General features: G+C 72.2%; 23 protein-coding genes, 2 tRNA genes, 1 other RNA gene and 1 pseudogene. 16 read left to right on the top strand and 11 right to left on the bottom strand.

The window, feature by feature from the left end; genetic code table 11:
• Positions 1 to 1,327 (bottom strand): DNA polymerase III subunit gamma and tau (locus ACPT94_RS14790; RefSeq protein ID WP_425246008.1); only part of this gene is annotated, 1,327 nt, incomplete at its 3' end.
• 231 nt (positions 1,328 to 1,558) lie between these two features.
• Positions 1,559 to 1,657, bottom strand: an RNA gene (gene ffs / locus ACPT94_RS14785) — signal recognition particle sRNA small type.
• Positions 1,658 to 1,729: 72 nt separating this feature from the next.
• On the opposite strand from ffs, the gene ACPT94_RS14780 reads away from it, so the two are divergent.
• A tRNA-Ser gene (locus ACPT94_RS14780) sits at positions 1,730 to 1,814 on the top strand.
• Between the two features lie 279 nt (positions 1,815 to 2,093).
• Positions 2,094 to 4,529 carry a helicase C-terminal domain-containing protein gene (locus tag ACPT94_RS14775; protein ID WP_425246007.1) on the top strand — a complete coding sequence of 812 codons (2,436 nt, stop codon included), beginning with the start codon at positions 2,094 to 2,096 and terminating at the stop codon, positions 4,527 to 4,529.
• A gap of 162 nt (positions 4,530 to 4,691) precedes the next feature.
• Here the strand turns inward: ACPT94_RS14775 and ACPT94_RS14770 are convergent, their stop codons facing one another.
• From ACPT94_RS14770 to ACPT94_RS14735, 8 genes and pseudogenes are all read right to left on the bottom strand, one after another.
• Positions 4,692 to 4,988: a GYD domain-containing protein gene (locus ACPT94_RS14770; protein WP_425246006.1), complete on the bottom strand. Its 297-nt coding sequence runs from the start codon at positions 4,986 to 4,988 to the stop codon at positions 4,692 to 4,694.
• Positions 4,989 to 5,141: 153 nt separating this feature from the next.
• Entirely contained in the window at positions 5,142 to 7,322 is a 2,181-nt protein-coding gene (locus ACPT94_RS14765) for a tetratricopeptide repeat protein (protein WP_425246005.1), read from the bottom strand.
• Positions 7,323 to 7,333: 11 nt separating this feature from the next.
• Entirely contained in the window at positions 7,334 to 7,762 is a 429-nt protein-coding gene (locus tag ACPT94_RS14760; RefSeq protein WP_425246004.1) for a hypothetical protein, read from the bottom strand.
• A gap of 87 nt (positions 7,763 to 7,849) precedes the next feature.
• Complete coding sequence (locus tag ACPT94_RS14755; protein WP_425246012.1) at positions 7,850 to 9,793, bottom strand: copper resistance CopC/CopD family protein; 1,944 nt, start codon at positions 9,791 to 9,793, stop codon at positions 7,850 to 7,852.
• 221 nt (positions 9,794 to 10,014) lie between these two features.
• Positions 10,015 to 10,448 (bottom strand): annotated as a pseudogene (locus ACPT94_RS14750) (SDR family oxidoreductase).
• A complete protein-coding gene (locus ACPT94_RS14745; protein WP_425246003.1) occupies positions 10,445 to 10,939 on the bottom strand; it encodes a cupin domain-containing protein in 495 nt (164 codons plus the stop codon). The pseudogene ACPT94_RS14750 and the gene ACPT94_RS14745 overlap by 4 nt, the downstream one beginning before the upstream one ends.
• The gene (locus ACPT94_RS14740) at positions 10,936 to 11,562 is read right to left on the bottom strand and encodes a GNAT family N-acetyltransferase (protein WP_425246002.1); all 627 of its coding nucleotides are present in this window, start codon (positions 11,560 to 11,562) and stop codon (positions 10,936 to 10,938) included. Before ACPT94_RS14740 ends, ACPT94_RS14745 begins: the two co-directional genes overlap by 4 nt.
• Positions 11,555 to 13,744, bottom strand: a complete 2,190-nt coding sequence (locus ACPT94_RS14735) for a penicillin acylase family protein (RefSeq protein WP_425246001.1) — start codon at positions 13,742 to 13,744, stop codon at positions 11,555 to 11,557. The genes ACPT94_RS14740 and ACPT94_RS14735 overlap by 8 nt, the downstream gene beginning before the upstream one ends.
• On the opposite strand from ACPT94_RS14735, the gene ACPT94_RS14730 reads away from it, so the two are divergent.
• The 7 genes from ACPT94_RS14730 (at position 13,743) to ACPT94_RS14700 (ending at position 17,910) form a co-directional block, all read left to right on the top strand.
• On the top strand, positions 13,743 to 14,465 hold the full coding sequence (locus ACPT94_RS14730; RefSeq protein WP_425246000.1) for a siderophore-interacting protein: 723 nt from the start codon (positions 13,743 to 13,745) through the stop codon (positions 14,463 to 14,465). The genes ACPT94_RS14735 and ACPT94_RS14730 overlap by 2 nt on opposite strands.
• Positions 14,466 to 14,514: 49 nt before the next feature.
• Positions 14,515 to 15,111: an HhH-GPD-type base excision DNA repair protein gene (locus ACPT94_RS14725; RefSeq protein ID WP_425245999.1), complete on the top strand. Its 597-nt coding sequence runs from the start codon at positions 14,515 to 14,517 to the stop codon at positions 15,109 to 15,111.
• A gap of 46 nt (positions 15,112 to 15,157) precedes the next feature.
• Positions 15,158 to 15,835: an HdeD family acid-resistance protein gene (locus tag ACPT94_RS14720; RefSeq protein ID WP_360342997.1), complete on the top strand. Its 678-nt coding sequence runs from the start codon at positions 15,158 to 15,160 to the stop codon at positions 15,833 to 15,835.
• 66 nt (positions 15,836 to 15,901) lie between these two features.
• The gene (locus ACPT94_RS14715) at positions 15,902 to 16,216 is read left to right on the top strand and encodes a hypothetical protein (RefSeq protein ID WP_425245998.1); all 315 of its coding nucleotides are present in this window, start codon (positions 15,902 to 15,904) and stop codon (positions 16,214 to 16,216) included.
• 85 nt (positions 16,217 to 16,301) lie between these two features.
• Positions 16,302 to 16,424, top strand: coding sequence for a hypothetical protein (locus ACPT94_RS14710; RefSeq protein ID WP_360343003.1), 123 nt, complete (start codon positions 16,302 to 16,304; stop codon positions 16,422 to 16,424).
• A gap of 221 nt (positions 16,425 to 16,645) precedes the next feature.
• Complete coding sequence (locus ACPT94_RS14705) at positions 16,646 to 16,942, top strand: type II toxin-antitoxin system VapB family antitoxin (protein WP_004943146.1); 297 nt, start codon at positions 16,646 to 16,648, stop codon at positions 16,940 to 16,942.
• Positions 16,943 to 17,283: 341 nt separating this feature from the next.
• The gene (locus ACPT94_RS14700) at positions 17,284 to 17,910 is read left to right on the top strand and encodes a LytR C-terminal domain-containing protein (protein WP_425246011.1); all 627 of its coding nucleotides are present in this window, start codon (positions 17,284 to 17,286) and stop codon (positions 17,908 to 17,910) included.
• 314 nt (positions 17,911 to 18,224) lie between these two features.
• Here ACPT94_RS14700 and upp read toward each other — a convergent pair whose 3' ends face one another.
• A complete protein-coding gene (gene upp / locus ACPT94_RS14695) occupies positions 18,225 to 18,860 on the bottom strand; it encodes a uracil phosphoribosyltransferase (RefSeq protein ID WP_360343006.1) in 636 nt (211 codons plus the stop codon).
• 148 nt (positions 18,861 to 19,008) lie between these two features.
• Between upp and ACPT94_RS14690 the strand changes: the two genes are divergently transcribed.
• The 7 genes from ACPT94_RS14690 (at position 19,009) to ACPT94_RS14660 (ending at position 22,543) form a co-directional block, all read left to right on the top strand.
• Positions 19,009 to 19,203, top strand: coding sequence for a hypothetical protein (locus ACPT94_RS14690; protein ID WP_360343009.1), 195 nt, complete (start codon positions 19,009 to 19,011; stop codon positions 19,201 to 19,203).
• A gap of 314 nt (positions 19,204 to 19,517) precedes the next feature.
• Positions 19,518 to 20,042, top strand: a complete 525-nt coding sequence (locus tag ACPT94_RS14685) for a tRNA adenosine deaminase-associated protein (RefSeq protein WP_360343100.1) — start codon at positions 19,518 to 19,520, stop codon at positions 20,040 to 20,042.
• 74 nt (positions 20,043 to 20,116) lie between these two features.
• A complete protein-coding gene (tadA, locus tag ACPT94_RS14680) occupies positions 20,117 to 20,548 on the top strand; it encodes a tRNA adenosine(34) deaminase TadA (protein ID WP_360343012.1) in 432 nt (143 codons plus the stop codon).
• A gap of 155 nt (positions 20,549 to 20,703) precedes the next feature.
• Positions 20,704 to 20,788, top strand: a tRNA-Ser gene (locus ACPT94_RS14675).
• Between the two features lie 170 nt (positions 20,789 to 20,958).
• Positions 20,959 to 21,135: a hypothetical protein gene (locus ACPT94_RS14670; RefSeq protein WP_360343015.1), complete on the top strand. Its 177-nt coding sequence runs from the start codon at positions 20,959 to 20,961 to the stop codon at positions 21,133 to 21,135.
• Positions 21,136 to 21,153: 18 nt separating this feature from the next.
• Positions 21,154 to 21,447, top strand: coding sequence for a Dabb family protein (locus ACPT94_RS14665; protein WP_425245997.1), 294 nt, complete (start codon positions 21,154 to 21,156; stop codon positions 21,445 to 21,447).
• A gap of 190 nt (positions 21,448 to 21,637) precedes the next feature.
• Positions 21,638 to 22,543 (top strand): RNA polymerase sigma factor SigF, encoded by a 906-nt coding sequence (locus tag ACPT94_RS14660; RefSeq protein WP_360343021.1) that lies wholly within the window; start codon positions 21,638 to 21,640, stop codon positions 22,541 to 22,543.
• Positions 22,544 to 22,699: the final 156 nt, after the last annotated feature.

Here is a 22,699-nt window from a genome sequence, read left to right as displayed (position 1 = left end):
CCGGCGCAGCGCCCGCGGCCGGGCCCCGTACCGCCGCCCGGGCCGCCGCGGCACCGCCGCCCGGCGGGATCGGCGCGTCCGCGACGGGAGCCGCCGCTCCCCCGTGCGCCTCCGGGCCGGGCACGTATCCCATGGCCGGCATCCCGGCGGGGGCGCCCGCGGAGAAGTTGACGCCGCGCTCGATGCGGTCGAGGCGGGCCATGACGGAGCGCTCGTCGCCGTAGGCGGCGGGCAGCAGGACGCGGGCGCAGATGAGCTCGAGCTGGAGGCGGGGCGAGGTGGCGCCGCGCATCTCGGTGAGGCCCTCGTTGACCAGGTCGGCGGCGCGGCTCAGCTCGGCGGCGCCGAAGACGCCGGCCTGGGCCTGCATGCGCTCGATGACGTCGGCGGGGGCGTCGATGAGCCCCTTGTCGGCGGCGTCCGGGACGGCGGCGAGGATCACCAGGTCCCGGAGCCGCTCCAGCAGGTCGGCGACGAAGCGCCGCGGGTCGTTGCCCCCCTCGATGACACGGTCCACGACCTCGAAGGCGGCGGCACCGTCACCTGTGGCGAACGCCTCGACGACGGAGTCGAGCAGCGAGCCGTCGGTGTAGCCCAGCAGGGAGGTGGCCATGGCGTACGTCACACCGTCCGCCCCGGCGCCGGCGAGCAGCTGGTCCATGACGGACATGGAGTCACGCACGGACCCCGCGCCCGCGCGCACGACGAGCGGCAGCACGCCGTCCTCGACGGGGATGTCCTCCTTCTGGCACACCTCACCCAGGTAGTCCCGGAGGGTGCCCGGCGGCACGAGCCGGAAGGGGTAGTGATGGGTCCGCGACCGGATCGTCCCGATGACCTTCTCGGGCTCGGTGGTGGCGAAGATGAACTTGAGGTGCTCCGGCGGCTCCTCGACGACCTTCAGGAGCGCGTTGAAACCCGCCGACGTGACCATGTGGGCCTCGTCGATGATGTAGATCTTGTAGCGGCTGCGCGCCGGCCCGAAGAAGGCCTTCTCCCGCAGGTCACGGGCGTCGTCCACACCACCGTGCGAAGCGGCGTCGATCTCGATGACGTCGATGGAACCGGGTCCGTTGCGCGCGAGGTCCCGACACGACTCGCACTCCCCGCAAGGGGTCGGCGTGGGCCCCTGCTCGCAGTTCAGGCACCGGGCCAGAATGCGCGCGCTGGTCGTCTTGCCACACCCACGCGGCCCGCTGAACAGGTACGCGTGATTGACCCGGTTGTTCCGCAGCGCCTGCTGCAGCGGGTCGGTGACATGCTCCTGCCCGATGACCTCGGCGAACGACTCCGGGCGATAGCGGCGGTACAGCGCGAGAGACGACACGCATACGAGGTTATAGGCGCCCACTGACAACCGACCCCGGCCCAGCTCAGCCCGGGAACCCGGCCGAGCTCGACCCGCGAACCTGCCCCGGCTCGCCCTGGGAGGAACCCGGCGCAGCTCGCGGGAACCCGGCCCGACCCGCTGCCCGGCTCGGACCCGCGAATCCTTCCCGCCCGATCCGAGAAGCAGCCCCGGCTCGACCCGGGCGACCGCCCACGCTCACGCCGGGGAAACGCAAGCGCCCCCCACGCACCCGCCAGAGCCGACCTACCCTTGCTGCCTTCCGGCCCTGGGGGAGTTCAGTCAGATAGCGCCGCGTGAGGGGCTGCGCCAAGGTTACCTGATGCCGGGGGCAGGGAACGAGTTCGCGAGCACTCCTCTCGGTCATGTAATGTTTCCGGCGGAGGATTCGCCTAGAGGCCTAGGGCGCACGCTTGGAAAGCGTGTTGGGGGCAACCCCTCACGAGTTCGAATCTCGTATCCTCCGCCGGCTCAGAGGGCCGGACCACGAAAGTGGTCCGGCCCTCTGGCGTTCGTCCGTCTCAGTCGGCCTTTCGGCCGGTGGCGGGCGGGCTCGGCGGCTCCCACAGCGCGTCTCCGGTCGGGCCTCGCGCGCCGCAGTCGAGGCGGGCCGCAAGCGCCAACGCTCACTGGGGGGACCTGCCCTCATGCGACGCCCGCTGATCACCGGGATACGCCATTCTTGAACCCGGCGCCGGGGCTCCGGCCCCGCTGCGATTCCCTGGTCTGACGAGGTGCATCCCGCATGAAGTCCCGATCGACGCTGGCGACATGGCTGGGCAGTCTCAACGGCTCTCGTCTGGCACGCGTGCTCGGAGCGCGAGTGGACGTCATGTCCCCTCCGGAACCGCGCTCGGTGGGGGAACTGGCGGACCGTCTGCAGCGTCCGGGATCGGTGGCACTGGTCCTGCCGCGGCTCACGTTGCCGCACCTCCAGGTGGCCGAGGCGCTGGCGGCGCTGGGTGCGCCCGCGTCGCGTGACGCCCTGGCGGAGCTGCTGGGGGCGGCGAACGAGGAAACCACTCGTGAACTGGACGCCGTGCTGGAAGTGCTGGCCGATCATGCTCTGGTCTGGCCGGACGACGCGGGGAAGCTCCGCATGGCCGGATCGCTGCGCCAGGCGTGGGACGCGCCCCTGGGGCTGGACGCTCCGCTGGAGCAGCTGCTCGCGGGCGCGACCTCCGACGAGCTGCGCGGCATGCTGGCGGCACTGGGCGTCAAACCGCCGGGCACCAAGTCGCAGCGACTGGCCGCGCTGGTGGGACACCACAGTGACGCGGAACAGGTTGTCTCGGTGGTCGCGCAAGCCCCTGAGGTGGCACGGAAGCTGCTCGAACGCCGAGCGGAGGGTGTGCCGGGGCAGCCGCAGTTCATCGTGTTCGGCGCCCCCGGCCCCGGCCTCGAACCGGGCGAGCGATGGGCACTGGACCGGGGGCTCCTGATCCAGGACCGTCACCGCTACGGCTCGGCCCGTATGCCTGCCGAGGTGGCGCGTGCACTGCGCGGGCCGGGCTGGCACGCCCCGTTCGACCCCGTCCCGCCTTCCGTGCCAACGGCGTCCGTCACCCCGCAGGAGGTCGACCACGAGGCATCAGCGGCGGCCACGGCGTTCGCGTCCCATGCCGCCTCGGTCCTGTCGGCCTGCTCGGCAGCCCCGCCGACCCGGCTGAAATCCGGTGGGATCGGTGCGCGTGAACTGGCCCGCATCGGCAAGACCGCGCAGGCCGACGACGCCGTCGTACGCCTCACCCTGGAGACCGCGTACGCCGCCGGGCTCCTGGATCGGGACGGGGATCGCGTGGCACCCACCGCGGCCTACGACGCCTGGGCGGAACAGGAACCCCCGGAGCGGTTCGCCGTGCTGCTTCAGGCATGGCGGAACCTGCCGCTCACCCCGACCCAGGCGCGTGACGAGGACAACAAGGCCCTTCCCGCTCTCGCGGGAGCACCGCCGTGCAACGGCTGTGTGCAGGCTCGCCACGGGCTGCTGGCCACAGCCGCACACCTTCCGGCCAGGCAGGGCACGACGGTCACCTCGGATCTGGGGCCCCTGATCGCCTGGCACCGTCCGCTCGCCCACTCATCGTTCCCGGACGGAAAACCGTTCGCCACCGTGATGCGTGAGGCCGAAATCCTCGGCGTCCTCGCTCGCGGCGCCCTGTCCGCCCTCGGCATCCATCTGTGGAGCGGCGACAGCAAGGGGCTGGGCGTCGAGTGCCGGCGGCTGCTGCCCTCGGCCACCGCGACGGCACGGATCGGCGCCGACCTCACCGCCGTCGTCACCGGCACACCGTCCGCGCGGCTGGCCTCACTCCTGGACTCCGTCGCCGACCGGGAGACCAGCGGCACGGCATCGGTGTGGCGGTTCAGCGCCGGCAGCATCCGCCGGGCGCTGGACGCAGGCCGTCTCCCCGACGACATCACGGCCGACCTGGCGGCTGTCTCCACCGGGCCCCTGCCGCAGCCGCTGACGTACCTGATCGTCGACACCGCGCGCGGCCACGGGCGTGTGCGCATCGCCCCGGCCGCCTGTGTCCTCCACGGCGACGAACCCGCGCTCCTGGCGGAACTCGCCGCCCACCGCAAGCTCGCCAAACTCGGGCTACGGCAGCTGGCGCCGACGGTGCTGGTCAGTCGCAGCCCGCTCAACACGACTCTCGCCGCGCTCCGGGCCGAGGGATACGCCCCCGTCGCGGAGACCGCCGAGGGCACGGTACGGATCGAGAAGACCCGGCCTCAGCGGGCCGCCGCTCCAGTGCCGGCTCCGCGCGGCACCGGCGGGAGGGACAGGGGCCGGATCGCTGCCACAGGCGTGGCGCAGGCACCCACCCCAGTCGACCCGAACGAACTGGCGATCCAGCTGCTGAAGGCCCCGCACACGCCTCCCGAACCCGCGCCGTTCGACGGGGGACCGGCCTTCGCGACGGACACCGAGGAGATCGTCGCAGGGTGGGCGAAGCGCCTGCCGTACAGCGACGTCCGTCAGCTCGCCCATGCCATCGATGCCGGTGAACCCATCACCGTCGAGTACGTCGCCGCTTCGGGGAACCGGACGGTGCGCACCCTCAGCCGCCTCATGCTCGACCCGCCCTACCTCGAAGCCTGGTGCCACCTGCGAGACGACGAGCGCGTTTTCACCCTCTCCCGTATCCAGAGCGTCATGAGCCTCATGCCGGAGTGAAGGGAAGACGGTGTCGTTGGGGACAGTATCGACGGAGATGCTGTCCCCATCGGGAGGCTTGCCTCCCCGAACCCCCGGACGAACAACCTCCGCCAGCTCAGAGGGCCGGGCCACGTAAGTGGTCCGGCCCTCTGGCGTTCGTGGTCCGTCCCGGTTTCCGTCTCAGCCGGTGGCCTTGGCGATGATGCGGTCCATTTCCTCTCGGCCGAAGGCCCGCAGGGTCGTGGTGCGGACGTTGCCCACTCCGCCGAGCTGCAGGAGCACCGCGGTGGCGGTTTCGTCGTCGGGGGCCTCGACGACGGCCACGATGTCGTACGAACCGACGGTCCAGTAGAGGTTCAGGATCTTCGCCCCGAGCTTCTCTGCCGCCGCGGCGAAGGCCTCCGCACGCTTCGGTGTGTCCTTGTAGTTCCGGATCCCTTGATCGGTCCAGTTCAGCAACGTGACGTACGTGGGCATGGTCCTTCACCTTCACGAGGGAACAGATCGCGAGGTCAATCCTGGGCACAGCGGTTGAAATCCGCAGAATGTGCGCGCCCGAACGAGCACACGCAAGCCCCCGACCCGTTGGCGGTCGGGGCCCGCGTGGGGTCCGTCGGCGGAGGACAGGACCTAGATCGCCTCGGCGGCCTTGGCTCGGGCGTTGGCGGCCTCTTCGAGGGCGTTGGCCTCGTCGTAGGAGGCTGCGGCTCGGAGCCAGAGGTCGCGGATCCGGGGGGCGGGGGCGCCGGATTCGGCGGAGGTGGTGGCGAGTTCTTCCAGGGCTTCGCCGGTGCGGTACCTGTCCTTCATCTCCTCCAGCATGGCCACGGCGCGCTCACCGGCGGCCAGGGCCTCGTCCAGGCGGCCGACCGAACGCAGAGTGGAGCCGAGGTTGTTCCAGGTAATGGCCTCTCTGTGGAGATCACCCTGCTGCTGAAAAAGCCCGCGCGCCGTCTCGTAAGCGGTGATCGCCTCTTCGTAGCGCCCGACCTCCCGCAGAACGAGACCCAGGTTGTTCCAGGCCGGCCCCTGGAGATCGTTACCGCGCTGTTGAAGAAGCCCGCGAGCCGTCTCATGAGCGGTGATCGCCTCTTCATAGCGCCGCGCCTCAGCAAGGGCGAGACCGAGGTTGCTCCAGGCCATGGCTTCACCAACCGTGTCGCCCTGCTCCTGGTGCAGGCGGCGAGCTGTCTCATGAGCAGGGATGGCCTCTTCGTGGCGCCCCCCGTCGGTGAGGGCACTGCCGAGGTTGTTCCAGGCCCGGGCTTCGTTCCGTATGTCTCCCGTCACCCGGCAGGCATCCACGGCAAGCGAGGCAACGGTCATCAGGTCCTTCAGCCTCTTGCGCCACGCGAGATACGAGCCGAGAGCGAAGGCCAGACAGAGGGTGGTGTACGTGGCGCCTTCCGATTCCGCGGTGGCAATCAGGTTCGCGCGTTCGGCGTCCAGCCACTCCAGTGCCTGGGCCCAATCCTCGAAGAGGGGCGACCGTGCCCCGGTCCCGACCGGCGGAAGATGGCTGTCGGCAGCGTCGGCCGTGCGCACGTAATAGTCGTTCAGCTCCGCCCGAGCCCGCTCATACCGCCTCCGCGCCGGACGCGAGTTCGCCATGTGCTCCGCCACCCGCGCCGCCGCATAATCCCGCAGCAGGTCATGCAGCTGCCATCGTCCCCGCACCGCCCCCCGCTGCACCAGGTGCGCGATCGCCAGCTGGCCCAGCAGTTTCTCCGTGGCCTGCTGGGACTGTCCGTACAGAGCCGCCGCCGCGGCCGTGGAAATGTCCGGGCCCGCATTGAGCGACAGCATCCGGAACAGGTCCGCCTGTTGCGGAGGCAGGCGGTCCAGGGACTGGTCGAAGGTGGCCCGCAGGCTGCGCTCGCCGTCGTCCAGGCCCTCCAGCCGTTCCTCGGTGTCGGCGAGCCGGTCCGCGCGCTCGGCGAGGGGCTGGCCGGGGTCGGCGGCCAGGAGGGCTGCCGTGATCTGCAGGGCCAGGGGCAGGCAGCCGCACGCCAGGGCGACCCGTTCAGCGGCCTGCGGGTCGTCGTGGACGCGGGTGTCCTCGGGGTCGGCGTTGCGCAGGGCGGCTTCGAGGAGGGCGACCGCCTCCTCGGGCTGGAGGAGGTTGAGCGTGCGCATGCGGCCGAGGCCGGGCAGGCTGCGGCGGGAGGTGACCAGCAGCCCGTGCCGGCCGGGAGGCAGCAGGGGGCGTACCTGTTCGGTGCTGAAGGCGTTGTCCGCGATCACCAGCAGCCGCTCGCCCGCGCGGGTGCGGGCGTCGAGCTGGGAGCGGTACAGCGCCTCCCGTTCCGGCGCGGTGGGCGGGATGTGCTCGGCCGGCACGCCCAGGGAGCGCAGCAGGGCGTCCAGGACGTCCTCGGGCTGGGCCGGTACGGGGTCGTAGCCGCGCAGGCCCACCACCAGGACCCCCGTGAACCAGTCCCGTTCCTGCGCGGCGTGGCCGACCGCGTGGACCAGGGTGGTCTTGCCGACGCCGGGAAGTCCGGCCACGACCGCGACGGCGGGCGAACCGGCGTCCTGGGCCGGGTCCAGCACCCCCAGGAGAAAGGCCAGGTCGTCGTCCCGGCCGGTGAACTCGGGCGGCAGCGGCCGCAGGGAGGCCAGGGCCGTGGGCACCGGCGCGTACTGCTGGACGTACGTGTTGTGCTGGGTGCCGCTGCCCATGGCGGGTCCGCCGAAGTGACCGCCGCGGAAGTCGTTGTACGGGCCTGTCGTGGTCGTCCGGCGCCCCGGTCCGGCCGTCCCCTTGCGGCCGCCCTTGGAGCCCTTGGACTTCTTCTTGCTCGCCCCCATGCCCACTCGCCCTACCGCTGAAAGTGGTTGTGCTGCGTTCCGCTGCCCAGAACCGGCCCGTTGAAGGTCGCGTTCCGGAAGTCGACGTGGTCACCGGTGTACGTCGGCGCGGCACCGGCCTGGGCGATCAGCGCGGTCAACTCGGCCGCGATGCGCCGGCGTTCCGGCTCGTCGGCGTCCTCCAGCAGCGTCTCGAAGCGGGTCTGCCACACCGCCGCCTGGGCGATCCGCGTCCGCTCGGCGGCGTCCCCGTCGGGCGCGGCTTCCAGGGCTGTCCGGGTGCGGTCCAGCCGCTCCAGTTCGGCTCTCTCCTGGTCCGCCCGGCCACGGGCGAGCAGCTTGGCCACACCGCCGCACAGCGCCTGCCAGGCGTCCGTACCGGCCGCCTGGACCACGGCTCCCCCACCCGAAGCGGCCAGCACCAGGAGTGCTTCCGTCACCACATGTCCCCCCAGGCCCGATCCGAGCAACGCACCTCAGCGTAGCCCCAAGGCCCCCACGGAGGGAGGCAGTTGCCCGGCGGCAGCTCAGCCCACGACGCGCACCGTCTTGGTCTCGGTCACCTGGTCGATGTCCGACACCCGCACCGTCACCTTCATCTCCCAGTCACCGGGGATGGGCAGATTGACGGAGGTCGCGCTCCAGTAGCCGCCGCGGTCGGTGAGCTTGGCGTCGAGGGGGCCGACGTCCTTGCTGGGGAGGGTGAAGGACACGCGCAGCTCGGGGATGCTGACGAATCCGTTGTCGGGTCCGTAGACCACGGCCTGGACGGAGTTGTCGCCGACGCGGGCGGGGTCGATGGTGATCTGCACCGTGCCCCGGAGGCCGGGGTTGTCGGGGGTGCTCATGTCGAAGGGGACCATGGTCACGGAGGCGACGGGCAGGCCGGCGGCCTGCTCGGTGGTGGCCGCCTCGGCCTCCGCACGGGCGGGCAGGGTGCCCGTCAGCACGGTGGTCAGGCCCAGGACCACGACGGAGACGGCGACCTCGGCCAGGACGGAGCGGCGCAGGGCGCGGCGGTGCGCGTGCTCGGCCGGGGTGAGCGGCGGTGCCGCCTCGGCCGGGGGTTCGTCCGGCAGGGAGGGGCCGCCGACCGGCTGCGGGACCCGTTCCCGTACCGGGGACCTGTTCCTCGCCTCGGCGGCCACGGCCACCTCCTGCTTCACGCCCGCTTTCGCGGTCACTTCCTGACGTGCGCCCGCGCCCGCGGTCACCTCCTCCTTCGCACCCGGTCCCGCGGTCGTCCCCTCCTTCACACCTGCCGCCTCCGCGGTCGACTCCTGCCGCACACCCGCTTCCGAGGTCATCCGTTCCTCCGCCTTCACCAGCCGTTCCGTCCACCGTCGCGAGGACAGGCCCGCCAGGAGCAGCACCGCCACCGCGGCCAGCTTGGCGAGCAGGAGCCGGCCGTACGTCGTGTCCGTCAGCGCGTCGGGGGAGCCGAGGCCGCGCCAGGCCTGGTAGACGCCCGTCACGGCGAGCACGGCGACCGAGGCGGTGGCCAGCCGGGAGAAGCGGGCGGCCACGCGGGCCGGGAGGGCGCCCCGGTGGAGCAGGACGAGGAGGGCCGTCAGGCCGCCGAGCCAGGCCGCCATCGCCAGCAGGTGCAGCACCGAGGACGTCATCGCGGCCGGGACCTGGATACCGGCCGACGCGTGTTCGGCGGCGGCCCAGGTCAGTGCGATGCCCACGGCGAGGACGGCGCCGACGGCGAGGGTCGCGCGCGAGAGCCGCTCACGCCTGCGCTGCCGTACGAGGAGGACGGCGGCCGCCGCCAGCAGCGCCAGCCGGGCCACCAGGGCCAGTCCGGGACGGCTGGACAGCGTGCGGGAGAGGCCGGACGGGTCGAAGGCCTGCGCCGGGCCGCTGCCGGTCTCGTAGGGGGCGCGCAGCAGGAGCAGGAAGACCGTCGAGCCGGCGAGGACCGACCAGGCCGCCACCAGCGGCCCCCGCAGGGGACGGACGTCCGGCGGACGGCAGGCGGCGACGAAGAGTGCCGCGCCGATGAGGACGGCCGCCGCGCCGTACGCCAGGTACCGGCCGATCTTGAAGAGGCCGGCGGTGGCCGGTTCCTCGACGGAGTCGGAGGGCAGGACGGCCTTGGTCGCGGACGGTTTGCCGATGGAGAAGGTGAAGGCGCCGGCGATGGGGTGGCTGTCCGCCGACACCACCCGCCAGGCCACCGTGAACGTGCCGGTGCCGAGCTTCTCGGGCAGGGTGACCCGCACGACGTCGCCCCGGCCCTCCACGTGTCCTTCCTTGCCGGTCTTCAGCCGCCGGTTGTCCGGGTCGAAGACACGGAAGGAGCCGTCGACCAGGCCGACGGACTCGGTGAAGGTCAGGGTGATGTCACGGGGAGCGGTCTTGACGACGGATCCGTCGGCGGGATCGGCGCTGCGGAGGGCGGCGTGGGCCGACGCCTGTCCCGCGCCTGTGAAGAGGAGCAGGACCAGCATGGTGCCCAGCAGCACCAGCCCTTGAAGTCGCCGGCCGCCGCGTCCTGTCGTACCGGTTCGCATACCGTCCCGTCGTCCGCCATCGCGCCCTTTGCTCACGTCACCGCTCCGTAGCTCACGTCACCGCTCCGTACTTCGGACTCGTGTGCCTGACGGTATGTACGGACGGCGGCCCCTTCCTGCTCACCGGACACTCCTTCGCGTCTGCACACCGGACGCTCCTGCGCCGGCCGTTCTCACCAGGTCGGCCGCGCCGAGACCCCGCCGTCCACCACCGCATCGTGGCCGGTGATCCAGGACGCGAGCGGGGAGGCGAGGAAGACACAGGCGTCGCCGACGTCCTCGGGGCGGCCGAGCCGGCCGGCCGCGACCGCCTCCCGCCATCGCCGCACTCCCTCGGGCCAGGCCGTCAGCCGGCCCTCGCCCCACTCAGCGGCCTCCCGCACCAGCCGCCGGCACTCGTCCTCGACGGTCGGATCGGCCCGGAGGACGACGGCCCGGCCACCGGACTCCTCGACGGCCACGGCGACTTCACGCGCCGCCTCGACCCTCGTACGGCAGTGCAGCGCGCCGCCGCGCCCTCCTGCGCGAACCGCAGCGCGATCCCGCGGCCGAGGCCTCCGCCCGCGCCCGTGATCAGGGCCACCCGGCCCGCGAGCAACGTCGTCATGGACGGCAGAGTTCCCTGATGCGGTCGGCCCGGTCCGGATAACGCGCCGTGAGGTCCGCCGCGTCCCCGTGTTCGTAGTCCCCGTAGGTGAAGCCGGGGGCCATCGTGCAGCCGAAGAAGGTCCAGGCGCCGCCCGGTGTCACCCGCGCGCCCATCCAGGTGCGCGCGGGGACGGTGAGCTGGACCTGCTGCCCGCCGAGGACGTCGGGGCCGAGCACGGCCGTGCGGGAGGTGCCGTCGGGGGCGAGGAGCAGCAGCTCCAGCGGGTCGCCGAGGTAGTGGTGCCAGACCTCGTCGCTCGGCAGGCGGTGCAGGGCCGAGTAGTCGTCCGCGGTGAGCAGGGCGACGATCGCGGAGCCCTCCGGGCGTCCGTCGGCCCGCTCGGGCCCCGCCCAGGTACGCCGGAACAGCCCGCCCTCACGGGGGATCGGCTCCAGTGCGTAGTGGGCGACGAGGTCTTCGGGGGTGGGCGGGCGGCCTGGGGACGTCACCCGGGGAAGGCTACCTTTCGCCGCAGAAACGCCAGTTGGGCCTTCTTCTCCGGCAGGTACACGTCCGGCAGGTCGATCTCCGGCAGCGTGACGACCGGCCCGGCCTCGAAGCCCTGCCGGAGGAAACGCGCGACCGCCTTCTCGTTGCGCACGTCCGGATCGACCACGACCCGCCGCCGGTCCAGCCCCAGCAGCACGTACGAGGCGAAGGCGCCCATCAGCGTCGACGACCAGCCCGGCCGCGGGCCCTCCTCGCCGGCGGGCGCGAGGAGCACATGGACGCCGATGTCACCGGGTTCGACCTCGTAGCACTCGCCGACCCGGTCCTCCGCCGGCTCGTACGTCTGGAGCAGGGCGACCGGGGCGCCGTCCAGCTCGACCAGGAAGGCGTGGTGGGTGTCGAGGCCGGCCATGTGCGCGTAGATCTCGGCGACCTGGTCCCGGGTCAGGCCGTTCATGCCCCAGAACGCGGCCCGTTCCTCGCTCACCCAGCCGTGGACGACCTCCGCGTCGGCCTCGGCGTCGAGGGGCCGGATGCCGACGGTGCCGAAACCGTCGAGCGTCTCCTCGTGGACGTAGGGGGCGCGGGGGCGGGGGGCGCGGGGGGCGTACGGGTCAGACATCGCTCTCCTTCTTCAGCTGCGCCCAGTCGGTGACGACCGGGGCCAGCTCGCCCGTGAGCCAGAGGGGGAGCTGGTCGTGGTGGTGGGGGCTGTCGGGGTGGCCGTCGGCGCCGTGGGGCACCACCCAGCAGCTGTCCTCGCGGCGGGCCAGGTCCCACACGTAGCGGGCGGCCGGGCCGCGCGCGGCGAGGTCGGTCCAGCCGGGCACGGCGGAGGTGCACAGCACGCAGTCGTGGTCGCCGGAGAGGGCCGGGGCCTCGTCCGAGGGGTCGGGCAGGGCCCGCCAGGGGGCGAGGCGGTGGGTGTCGCCCCAGCGGGCGGCCGGCTGCCCGGCGACCTCCTCGAGGGACGCGCGGACGAGCGCGCGCCGGTCGATGCCGTACAGGTCCTCGGCGCGCAGGAGGTGTTCGAGGGCGAAGCCGACGCGGGGGAGGAGGGCCAGCCAGGGGAGGAGGACCTCGGGGTAGGCGGGCGGGGCGGTCAGGGCGGCGAAGGCGGGCTCGGCGGCGAGGCGCCGGACGAGGGCGCCGCGCAGGGCCGCGAACCGGGCCGCGTCCTGGCTGTCGGCGTCCATACGGCGGTCCCAGCGCAGGAGGCGGTCGCGCACCTCCCTCGCCTCGTCGCTGAGTTCGTCGAGGCCGGCGAGGTCGGCCAGGTGGTCCAGCAGGGGCGCGGCCGAGGCGAGATACGTGTCCATGTGGATCGCGGGCATGTCGGACGCGGACCACTCCCGGCGCTCCGCCAGCAGCTGTCGGATGCGGTCGGCGCGGTGCGGCGGGGCGAACTCGACGCCGAGGGGGGCGGCGGGGCCGCGCTGGTTGGCCATGACCGCGATGCCGTCGGTGAGTCCGGCGCGGGGCGTCTCGTGCCAGCCGGTCCATTCGTGGCCGGGCTCCCAGGCGGGGACGAGCCGGGTGCGGTTGGCCTCGGAGCGCACCGGTACCCGGCCCGCGACCCGGTGCAGCAGCCCGCCCTCGGTGTCGGCGGCCTGGACGACGTCGACCGGCTCGGCCCAGACGTCGAAGGCGCGGTCGACGTCGGCGACCCGGCGGGCGCGCAGAAGCGGAAGCAGGGCGCTGAAGCCCAGGTCACCGGTCACCCGGGGCGGGTAACGCAGGGCGAGCGCGAGCGGGGTGCCGTCGTCGAGGCCCTCCGGGCCACCGGCGATGACCGGGCCGCGCTCGGTCTCCAGGACCTCGACCTCGACGGTCTCCTCCCCCGCCACCCGGACGAGTTCGGTGTGCCGGGCGACCCGCCGCCAGGTGCCGTCCGGGCCGAGTGCCTCGACGCCGGCGCCGGTCCGGCGCAGCCGCTCGCGGTAGAGGTCCTGGTAGTCGGCCATGGCGTTGGTGATGGCCCAGGCGACCGTGCCGGTGTGGCCGAAGTGGGCGATGCCGGGCACACCGGGCACGGCGAGCCCGACGACGTCGAACTCGTCGCAGGCCAGCCGGATCTGCTGGTAGACGCCGGGGTCCTCGATGAAGCGGTGCGGGTCACCGGCGATGACGGCGTGTCCGGTGCGGGTGCGCTCGCCGCTGACGAGCCAGCCGTTGCTGCCGGAGGTGCCGGGTCCGTCGGTGGCGAACAGGCCGACGGCCTCGGGGCCGAGGTGGCGGGCCGTCTCCTCGCGCCACAGCTTGGCGGGAAAGCCGGCGAACAGGATGTGCGTGGAGAGCCAGACGGCGAGCGGGGTCCAGGGTTCCCAGCGTCCCGGGGCGAGGCCGACGCGGGTGAACTCCGGGGCGGTCGTGCCGTCCAGGCCTTGGTTGACGCCGTCGACGTACGACCGCACCCAGTCGGCGGTCTCCGGGTCGCGCTCCTGCAGCGTGGCGAAGCAGCGGCGGGCCGTGTCGTCGAGGCGGGCACGGCGGACGAAGCGGTCCCAGGAGAGGGCCTCGGGGCCGAGGAAGGACGCGGAGGTGCCACGGGCGCGGTGCCGTTCGACCTCCAGCTGCCAGGCGCGGTCGCGGGCGGTGACCAGCCCCTGGAGGCGGGCGAGGGCGCGGGCGCTGCCGGCGCGCAGGTGCGGAATGCCCCAGGCGTCCCGGAACACTCCGTGCCGTCCGGAACCGCCGTCGGGTCTGTCGGTCTCGCTCGTCACCCCTGTGACCCCTCCATGCTTTAGGTTAGCCTTACCTAATCCATCGGTGCAGGAATCGTACGCGAGAGGTGAACAGGCCATGGCGCAGGGGCGGGGCTGGGAGGGCGCGGTCCTCAGATTGATGCGGGCGAAGGACTTCACGCTCACGGTCACCGGCGCCGAGGACGTCACCCCGCACTACCGCCGGCTGCACCTCACCGACGGCGGCCTGCTCGCCGGGACCGGCGTCCACCCGACGATGTGGGTCCGGCTCTGGTTCACCAACGCCGGCAAGCCGCACCAGCGGGCGTACACCCTGGTCGACCCCGACCCGGCGGCCGGCGCCTTCTCCCTGGAGTTCGCCCTGCACGAGGGCGCCGCCAGCGACTGGGCTCGGGCGGCGAAGCCCGGCGACACCATCGAGGCGACCGTCCAGGGCACCGGCTTCCAGCAGCCCGCGCCCGTCCCCTCCCACGTCCTCGCCGTCGGTGACCCGGCCTCCCTCCCCGCGATCAACTCCCTCCTCGACGCCCTGGGCTCCGCCCCGGCCACCATCTGGTTCGAGGGCGCCGCCGACGGCCTCCCCTTCCGCGCCGACCCGTCCCGGCACGAGATACGGCACGTGCCCCGCCGCGACGCCGGCGCCCACCTGGTCGACCGGGTGAGGGCGGAACTGCCGGACCTGCTGACGGCCACCCCCAACCCGTACGTCTGGATCGCCTGCGACACCCACACCACCCGCACGCTCTCGGCGTACGTACGCAAGGAACTGGGCGTCCCCAAGGAGCGCACGCACGCGCTGGGGTACTGGCGAGCGGCCTGACCGCACCACGGACAGGCACCCCGCCCCCACACGCGGCATGATCGGGGTCATGGACGTCACCCTTCACCTCGCCCAGGACCCCGAGGCCGACGCGCTCCTCGGGCGCTCCCCGCTCGCCGCGCTGGTCGGGATGCTGCTCGACCAGCAGGTGCCCATGGAGTGGGCGTTCAAGGGACCCCGGACGATCGCCGACCGCCTCGGCGCGGACGACCTGGACGCGCACGAGATCGCCGCGCGGGACCCGGAGGCCTTCGCCGCCCTCCTCTCGGACAAGCCGGCCGTGCACCGCTACCCCGGCTCCATGGCCAAGCGCATCCAACAGCTCTGCCAGTACCTCGTCCAGCACTACGACGGTGACGCGAGCGCCGTCTGGGACGGCGTCGGCACCGGCAAGGAGCTCCTGAAACGGCTGGAGGCACTGCCCGGCTTCGGCCGGCAGAAGGCCCAGATCTTCCTCGCCCTGCTCGGCAAGCAGCTCGGCGTGCGGCCCACGGGCTGGCGCGAGGCGGCCGGCGCCTACGGTGAGCCCGGCTCCTTCCGCTCCGTCGCCGACATCACCGGCCCGGAGTCGCTGGTCAAGGTGCGGGCGCACAAGCAGGAGACGAAGGCGGCGGCCAAGGCCGGGAAGCGGGCCTCAGCCGGTTGACCCGTCCCGGGTGGCGGGCGGCTCGGGACCGGTCCGAGCATGGATCATGACCGAGCCACCGCCCACCGGATCCCCCTGGGGCCCGGAGTACGACGACCGCAAGGTCCACGCCCACCACACCGCGGCCGCCCCGCCGCACGGACACGAACCCGAGCCGCCCCTCGAAGGCCCCCTGCACGCCCTCTCCCGCGCCGCCTGGCAGGTCGTGCTGGTCACCGGGATCGCCTCCCTGGTCCTCGGGATCCTCGTCCTGGTCTGGCCGGGCGCCTCCCTGGTCGCGGTCGGCGTCCTCTTCGGCGTCTACCTCGTGATCAGCGGCGTCTTCCAGCTGGTGTCGGCCTTCGGCACCCACAAGACGACCTCGCTGCGCGTGCTCGCCTTCCTCAGCGGCGCCCTGTCGCTCCTGCTCGGCCTGTTCTGCTTCCGCGGCCCCATGCAGTCGATCCTGCTGCTGGCCCTGTGGATCGGCATCGGCTGGCTGATCCGCGGGATCACCCAGACCCTGGCAGCCGTCTCCGACCGGGGCATGCCCGCGCGCGGCTGGCACATCTTCCTCGGGATCGTCACCTTCGTCGGCGGGATCGTGCTGATCGACGCGCCCTTCGCGTCGGTCGCCGTCCTCACCCTCGTCGGCGGCATCTGGCTCACGGCCGTCGGCGTCGTCGAGATCGCCACCGCCCTGCGCATCCGCGGCCGCGCCCGGCAGATCCCGCGCACCGTGTGAGCCGAACGGGCGAATCTCCCGCCCGGCGTGCTGAACACCCAGCGTGTCGCGGGCAGATGACCTCCCATGAGCAGCACACGAAGCCTCCCGCGCGCCCGCGCCTGGCTGCGCGTCGTCGCGCTGCTGCTCGCCGTCCTGGTCCCGCTCGTCCCCGCCGAGGCGGCCCCGAACCAACCCGTGGCCGCCGCGGAGACCGTCGAGTACGACCCCCTGGACACGGCCGTACGCCCCACCGGAAGCGGCACCCACCGCACGGTCCCGCCACCCTCACGATCCCCCGTCCCCTGCTCCACGGCCGAGCCCGGCGTCCCCCCGGGCCGCGCCCTCCCGGCTCCCCCCTCCGTCATCACCACCCTGCGCACGGTGGTCCTGCGCTGCTGACCGGCCCCACGGACAGGCCCGTCCCCACGGGCCCGTCCCCCGAGGTCAGTCAGCACAACGCACGGAACATGCGAGGGAAACAGCCATGCCCACCGACCCCTACGCCGTCCTGCGCGCCCTGCTGCGCGCGGAGGCCGCCCGCAGTGAGCCGAAACCGAAGCTGAAGGAAGCGTCGCCGCGACCGGTGGAACAAGAGAAGCGCGGCTGACCGGGAGCCGGACGCCGGCCGACCGGGAGCCGGATGCCAGAAGAAGGTGTCCGGCTCCCCACCGACGGCTCTCTTTCGATCATCTGTATGAGGAACGTGTCAGCCCCCACGCTCACATCCACCCCGTTTGACCGATATTGGCCGCGATCTGCGCGTACTTGCCTCTGACCTCCCCAGCCGGGAGGCTGCGCCCGGAAGGTCTGGGCCGGTAGGCTTTCCGTGTGATCTTCAAGCGCATCGGAAACGGCCGGCCGTACCCCGACCACGGCCGGGAAAGCACCCGGCAGTGGGCGGACGTCGCACCGCGCCCGGTCCGCCTCGATCAGCTGGTGACGACGAAGCAGCAGCTCGACCTCGAAACCCTCCTCGCGGAGGACTCCACGTTCTACGGCGACCTCTTCGCCCACGTGGTCAAGTGGCAGGGCGACCTCTACCTCGAGGACGGTCTGCACCGAGCGGTCCGGGCAGCCCTGCAACAGCGCCAGGTCCTGCACGCCCGGGTCCTGGAACTGGACTGAGCCCACACCGGCCCCCACCGCGGCTCGACCGGCCCACCTCGACTTCGCCCGCGGCGGCGCGCTCACCCCTGCGCCAAGACCGACGCAGGCCTGCCCTGCGAAGGGGGCGCGGCCCCCTGGCGGGGTGAAGGGGCGGACCCTCTGGGGAGGGGACGGGTAGGGGGCGGCGGGGGGCGGAACACGCCGGCCGGCCGCCGTCGGGCTCGAAGCCCCGACCACCACCCCACCGGACACCGGTTGGCCCTTTCGGGTTCTCGTGGGTGGCATGGAATGATCATCTAGTAGGCACGGCCGCCCAGGCGCACTACGCTGCGTTCATGAGCATGCTGACTCCCCCCGGCATGGGCGGCAAGTACCGGATCACGGGGGACAAGTACCCCCGGATGCGCCCACCCCGGCGACGCGGGCGGCTGGTCGTCGTGGTCGTCGCCTGTGGTGCCGTGCTAGGTGTGGCCGGCTGGGGCACCCTGCAGCTCATCGACGTCTTCACCGGCGGCGGAGGCACCGCCTCCGCGGCCGGCTCCAAGACCGCCTGCTCGACCAAGGCGAGCCCGGCGGGCACCACGGCCGGCAAGTCCCCCGCCGCCCTGCCCAAGCCCGCGCAGATCACCGTGAACGTCTTCAACGCCACCACCCGCAGCGGCCTCGCCAAGACCACCGCGGACGTGCTGAAGAAGCGCGGCTTCAAGATCGGCGAGGTGGGCAACGCGAGCAAGGCGTACGACAAGAAGGTCACCGGCACGGGCATCCTGCTGGGCCCCGCGGCCTCCCTCAACACCTCACTGCCGGTCCTCGCCACCCAGCTCACCGCCGCCGAACGCCGCACCGACGCCGCCCGCACGGGCCCCACGATCGACCTGATCATCGGCAACGGCTTCAAGTCGCTGACCAGTCAGGCGGAAGCGGCCAAGGCCCTGACCGCCCTGACCGCACCGCAGCCCACGCCGACCACGAAGAAGGGCTGCTAGCTGTATTGATCACGAGCGTTGTTGACGCGGGCCGGTCTTGATCGTGGCGAAGGCCTCCGTGTGTGGTGGAGGTGTCGAATCTTCACCGCACGGAGGCCTTCGTGTCCCACCGTAATGCCCGGCTGACCGTTCACGGCAGGCGGCTGCACGTTCGCCGCCAGGCGGACAGAGCCGCAGAACCGCGTCGGCGCCCGGCGGGCGGGAGAAGCCGAGCCTGGACAGCCGACGGCTGCGGCTGCCGCTGGGCGCGACTCCGGCGGGCAGGACCCGGCCGGCGGGCGGGGTCCCCGGGGTCGTCGCCGCGACGGCGCGCCCTACTCCGCCGCCCCGTACAGCCGGTCCCCCGCATCGCCCAGACCCGGGACGATGTAGCCGTTCTCGTTGAGGTGGTCGTCGACCGCGGCCGTCACGACCGTCACCGGGGTGCCCGCGAGCTCGCGTTCCATGATTTCCACGCCCTCGGGGGCGGCCAGCAGGACCACCGCGGTGACGTCGTCCGCGCCGCGCTTGATCAGCTCGCGGATCGCGGCGACCAGGGTGCCGCCGGTGGCCAGCATCGGGTCGAGGACGTAGACCTGACGGCCGGAGAGGTCCTCCGGCATGCGCGTGGCGTACGTGGAGGCCTGGAGCGTCTCCTCGTTGCGGATCATGCCCAGGAAGCCCACCTCGGCGGTCGGCAGCAGCCGGACCATGCCGTCGAGCATGCCGAGGCCGGCCCGCAGGATCGGCACCACCAGCGGGCGCGGATGGGAGAGCTTGACGCCGGTGGTCTCGGCGACCGGCGTGGCGATGTCGACCTGTTCGGTGCGCACGTCGCGCGTGGCCTCGTAGGCGAGCAGGGTGACCAGCTCGTCGGCCAGACGGCGGAAGGTCGCGGAGTCCGTGCGGCGGTCGCGCAGCGTGGTGAGCTTGTGGGCGACCAGGGGGTGGTCGACGACGTGGAGACGCATGTCCACAACAGTAACCGGGCCGCACCCGCCCGACGCCCGCACACACAGTGAGCCTCTACCCCTCGGCTGTCGCTCGACTGCTCCGTTCGCTGGTATCAAACCGCCCGTCGGAGGGAAGGTGGTGAGGACGGACCAGGGTGGTGGACCTATGCCTGACCTGCCAGAGCGCGAGGAACGAGCGGCGGACGAGGCGCCGGAGACCGAGGCCGAGCGCCGTCGGCGACGCGCCCAGTTCCTGCGCGAACTCGCCGAGGCCCGCGAGCTGCGCGCCCGTGTCCAGCCGCGCCGCGCGAAGACCGCCCGCCTGCGACACGCGATGCGCATGCGAACGTTCCGCTGGTAGCCCCTCGCCCGTTCCCCGCACGGGGAAGATCGCCGACCTCATGGGCGTTGCGAGGGGTGGGCGTGCGTGAACGCATCGGAAAGCCGCGTACGATCCGCTCGTGGCGGCAACGAGTGCGCTGGTGGGTTGCTTGCGGACGTACGGACCGAACCGCGATCAAAACAGCCGGACACAGGGAGCCGAAGATGTCCCCTGGACGCCTTGTTTCTGCCACGATTCCGAGTGGGTGGGGCTCGGAGCACAGCTCTCTCCGCCCGTAACCTCCGCCGGGGGGACCCCCAACCGGCACGCCTATGACCAGTGGGAGAGTCACGGTGTACTTCGCCGCACTGCTCGCGCGCACCGAAGACGGGTGGGAAGCGAGCGACACAGAGCTCGACGATGTGGAGACCCTGTCGGATCTGGCCGACCTGGCCCGGGAAGCCTCTCCCGACGAGGACACGGTGCTCGTGCTGATCGAGCAGGAGGACTCGTGGTTCGGTGTGGTCCGCGTCGACGGTGAGGACGACCCTCGCATCTTCGTGTCCGATGCCGCTGCCGCCGCCCGCAGCTCGTACGGCGAGATCCTGCTCACCGACGAGCTGCTCGGCCGGGACGCGGACTCCGACGACGACCTCGACTCCCTCGACCTCGACGGCACCGAGGACGGCGAGGACGACGCCGACGAGGACGACGGTGCCGCCGCCGCCGAGGCCGTACCGCACGGCCCGGTCGGTGACGCCGCGATCCTCGACGACCTCGGCGTCGGCGAGAAGGAGCTGAAGTCGCTGTCCGAGGACGCGCTCACCGAGATCGCCGAGGCGCTGGGCGCCTCGGAGGTCCTGGAGACCGTCCGCTGACCGGACCCGAACCCGTACCCGACCCCGTACGGGACGCCGTACCCGACCCGGTACGCGACCGCTGGCGGGCCGCGATGCGGCTCGCCCTGGACGAGGCTGTCCTGGCCGCCCGGGGCGGGGACGTCCCCGTCGGCGCCGTCGTGCTGGCCGCCGACGGCACGACCGTCCTCGCGACCGGCCACAACGAACGCGAGGCCGGCGGTGATCCGACGGCCCACGCGGAGGTCCTCGCCCTGCGGCGGGCCGCCGCGAAGCTCGGGGAGTGGCGGCTGACGGGCTGCACGCTCGTCGTCACGCTGGAGCCGTGCACGATGTGCGCGGGCGCCCTCGTCCAGTCCCGTGTGGACCGGGTCGTCTACGGCGCCCGCGACGACAAGGCGGGCGCGGCGGGCTCCCTCTGGGACGTCGTCCGCGACCGTCGGCTCAACCACCGGCCCGAGGTCATCGAAGGCGTCCTGGCGGACGACTGCGCGCGCCTGCTCACCGAGTTCTTCCGCTCCCGCTGAAACCGGCCCGCTCAAACCGGCCCGCTCAAACCGGCCCACTGAAACGGGCCCGCCGAAGCCGGGCCGTGGAAGCCGGGCCGCCAGGGCGGCTCGCGGAAGCGGTCCCCCGAATACCGATTTCAAACCACACCCCGGCGTGCTGTAAGGTCTCCCTCGGTAGCGTGTCCGAGCGGCCGAAGGAGCTCGCCTCGAAAGCGAGTGTGGCGCAAGTCACCGAGGGTTCAAATCCCTCCGCTACCGCTCATCGTTGAAGGGCCCGGTCCGTTGGACCGGGCCCTTCGTCGTCGACGCACCGTCCGCCGGGCCCTTCATCGTCTTCCGGAGATATGACGGTTACACTCGCGCCCGGCAACAGGGGGCCCGAACATCAGCACGCACGCCCCGCAGGCAGCACTCACTGGGAGGCCGCGGTGGCGGTGAACGCAAAGAAGATCGCCGTCTATGTACTCGTGGTCTTCGTGCTCTACGTGATCATCACGGACCCGGCCAAGGCCGCGGACTACGTCCAGATAGGGTTCGAGGGCATATCGGACGCCGCCAAGGCCATAGGCGACTTCTTCACCTGGCTCGCCGACGGAGCGCAGTAGCACGCACTGGGAGTGCCCATGATCCGCCACCTGGTCCTCTTCAAGCTCAACGAGGGCGTCGAACGCGACGACCCCCGGGTCGTGGCGGGCGAGGCCGCCTTCGGGGCCCTGGGCGACCAGATCGAGGAACTGCGCTTCTGGGAGCTGGGCTGGAACATCAGCGAGCGCCCCATCGCCTACGACTTCGCGATCAACTCGGCGGTCGAGGACGCGGACGCCCTGAAGCGGTACCTGGAGCACCCCGCGCACCAGGCGGGCGTCGCCCTCTGGCGGGAGTTCGCCACCTGGGTGGTCGCCGACTACGAGTTCTAGGCCGCACTCCTCCCACCCACCTCCCGTCCATCGAGCCCTCCGCCGGAACGGCGGGGGGCTTTCGCATGCCGTCACACCCCAACTTGTCCCTCAACACGGCGTTATCGGGTGCTTGCACACAGTGGACATGTCTTGTGATGCTATGACCGCTTTTGACGGATGATTGACCGATGAAGAGGTGGCGTTGACCGTGTCGGCCAGTACTGCGCCGCCCCAGGAGGAGGCAACCGCTTCGGCACCTGCTCCGGCACCCCCACCGACACCCGATTCGGCCACCGTGACGACATCCGATCCGGCACCCGTTCCGGAGCCGGCACCCGTTCCGGAGAAGCGGCGCGGGGCCGACACCCGGGCGCTGACCCAGGTGCTCTTCGCCCAGTTGAAGGAGCTCACGCCGGGCACACCGGAGCACGACCGGGTGCGCGGGGCGCTCATCGAGGCCAACCTCCCGCTCGTGCGCTACGCGGCCGCCCGCTTCCGCTCCCGCAACGAGCCGATGGAGGACGTCGTCCAGGTCGGCACCATCGGCCTGATCAACGCCATCGACCGCTTCGACCCGGACCGGGGCGTACAGTTCCCGACGTTCGCGATGCCGACGGTCGTCGGCGAGATCAAGCGGTACTTCCGCGACAACGTCCGCACGGTCCACGTACCGCGCCGGCTGCACGAGCTGTGGGTGCAGGTCAACAGCGCGACCGAGGACCTGACCACCCGTTTCGGCCGCACCCCGACCACCGCCGAGATCGCCGAGCGGCTGCGCATCGGCGAGGACGAGGTGCTGTCCTGCATCGAGGCGGGCCGCTCGTACCACGCCACCTCCCTGGAGGCCGCGCAGGAGGGCGACGGGCTGCCCGGCCTGCTGGACCGGCTCGGCTACGAGGACCCGGCGCTGGACGGGGTCGAGCACCGCGACCTGGTCCGCCACCTCCTGGTCCAACTCCCGGAACGCGAACAGCGGATCCTGCTCCTGCGCTACTACAGCAACCTCACCCAGTCACAGATCAGCGCGGAACTCGGCGTCTCCCAGATGCACGTCTCGCGGCTACTGGCGCGTAGCTTCCAGCGGTTGCGCTCGGCGAACCGGATCGACGCGTAGGCCATGAGAGTGGAGAGCGGACAACCGGACAGACGTGCGGGCGATCACCGTTGCGAGCGAATCGCTCACCAGGGCGGATCCCGACAGATCTGTGCTGAAAATCCGTCACACCCCCTCTTTCCAGGGCCGTTTCGTTACTCAGATGTCGACATGTCA

Source organism: Streptomyces aurantiaciflavus (genome assembly GCF_049808595.1).
Lineage (GTDB): Bacteria > Actinomycetota > Actinomycetes > Streptomycetales > Streptomycetaceae > Streptomyces.
This window is presented reverse-complemented; position numbering and strand designations above follow the sequence as displayed.

Coding starts and splice junctions, on each gene's coding strand:
- ACPT94_RS14690 (WP_360343009.1), top strand. CDS start 19,009: ATGCCTGACCTGCCAGAGCGCGAGGAACGAGCGGCGGACGAGGCGCCG.
- ACPT94_RS14710 (WP_360343003.1), top strand. CDS start 16,302: ATGCCCACCGACCCCTACGCCGTCCTGCGCGCCCTGCTGCGCGCGGAG.
- upp (WP_360343006.1), bottom strand. CDS start 18,860: ATGCGTCTCCACGTCGTCGACCACCCCCTGGTCGCCCACAAGCTCACC.
- ACPT94_RS14740 (WP_425246002.1), bottom strand. CDS start 11,562: ATGTCTGACCCGTACGCCCCCCGCGCCCCCCGCCCCCGCGCCCCCTAC.
- tadA (WP_360343012.1), top strand. CDS start 20,117: ATGCGGCTCGCCCTGGACGAGGCTGTCCTGGCCGCCCGGGGCGGGGAC.
- ACPT94_RS14770 (WP_425246006.1), bottom strand. CDS start 4,988: ATGCCCACGTACGTCACGTTGCTGAACTGGACCGATCAAGGGATCCGG.
- ACPT94_RS14715 (WP_425245998.1), top strand. CDS start 15,902: ATGAGCAGCACACGAAGCCTCCCGCGCGCCCGCGCCTGGCTGCGCGTC.
- ACPT94_RS14730 (WP_425246000.1), top strand. CDS start 13,743: ATGGCGCAGGGGCGGGGCTGGGAGGGCGCGGTCCTCAGATTGATGCGG.
- ACPT94_RS14665 (WP_425245997.1), top strand. CDS start 21,154: ATGATCCGCCACCTGGTCCTCTTCAAGCTCAACGAGGGCGTCGAACGC.
- ACPT94_RS14725 (WP_425245999.1), top strand. CDS start 14,515: ATGGACGTCACCCTTCACCTCGCCCAGGACCCCGAGGCCGACGCGCTC.
- ACPT94_RS14775 (WP_425246007.1), top strand. CDS start 2,094: ATGAAGTCCCGATCGACGCTGGCGACATGGCTGGGCAGTCTCAACGGC.
- ACPT94_RS14735 (WP_425246001.1), bottom strand. CDS start 13,744: ATGGCCTGTTCACCTCTCGCGTACGATTCCTGCACCGATGGATTAGGT.
- ACPT94_RS14700 (WP_425246011.1), top strand. CDS start 17,284: ATGGGCGGCAAGTACCGGATCACGGGGGACAAGTACCCCCGGATGCGC.
- ACPT94_RS14720 (WP_360342997.1), top strand. CDS start 15,158: ATGACCGAGCCACCGCCCACCGGATCCCCCTGGGGCCCGGAGTACGAC.
- ACPT94_RS14765 (WP_425246005.1), bottom strand. CDS start 7,322: ATGGGGGCGAGCAAGAAGAAGTCCAAGGGCTCCAAGGGCGGCCGCAAG.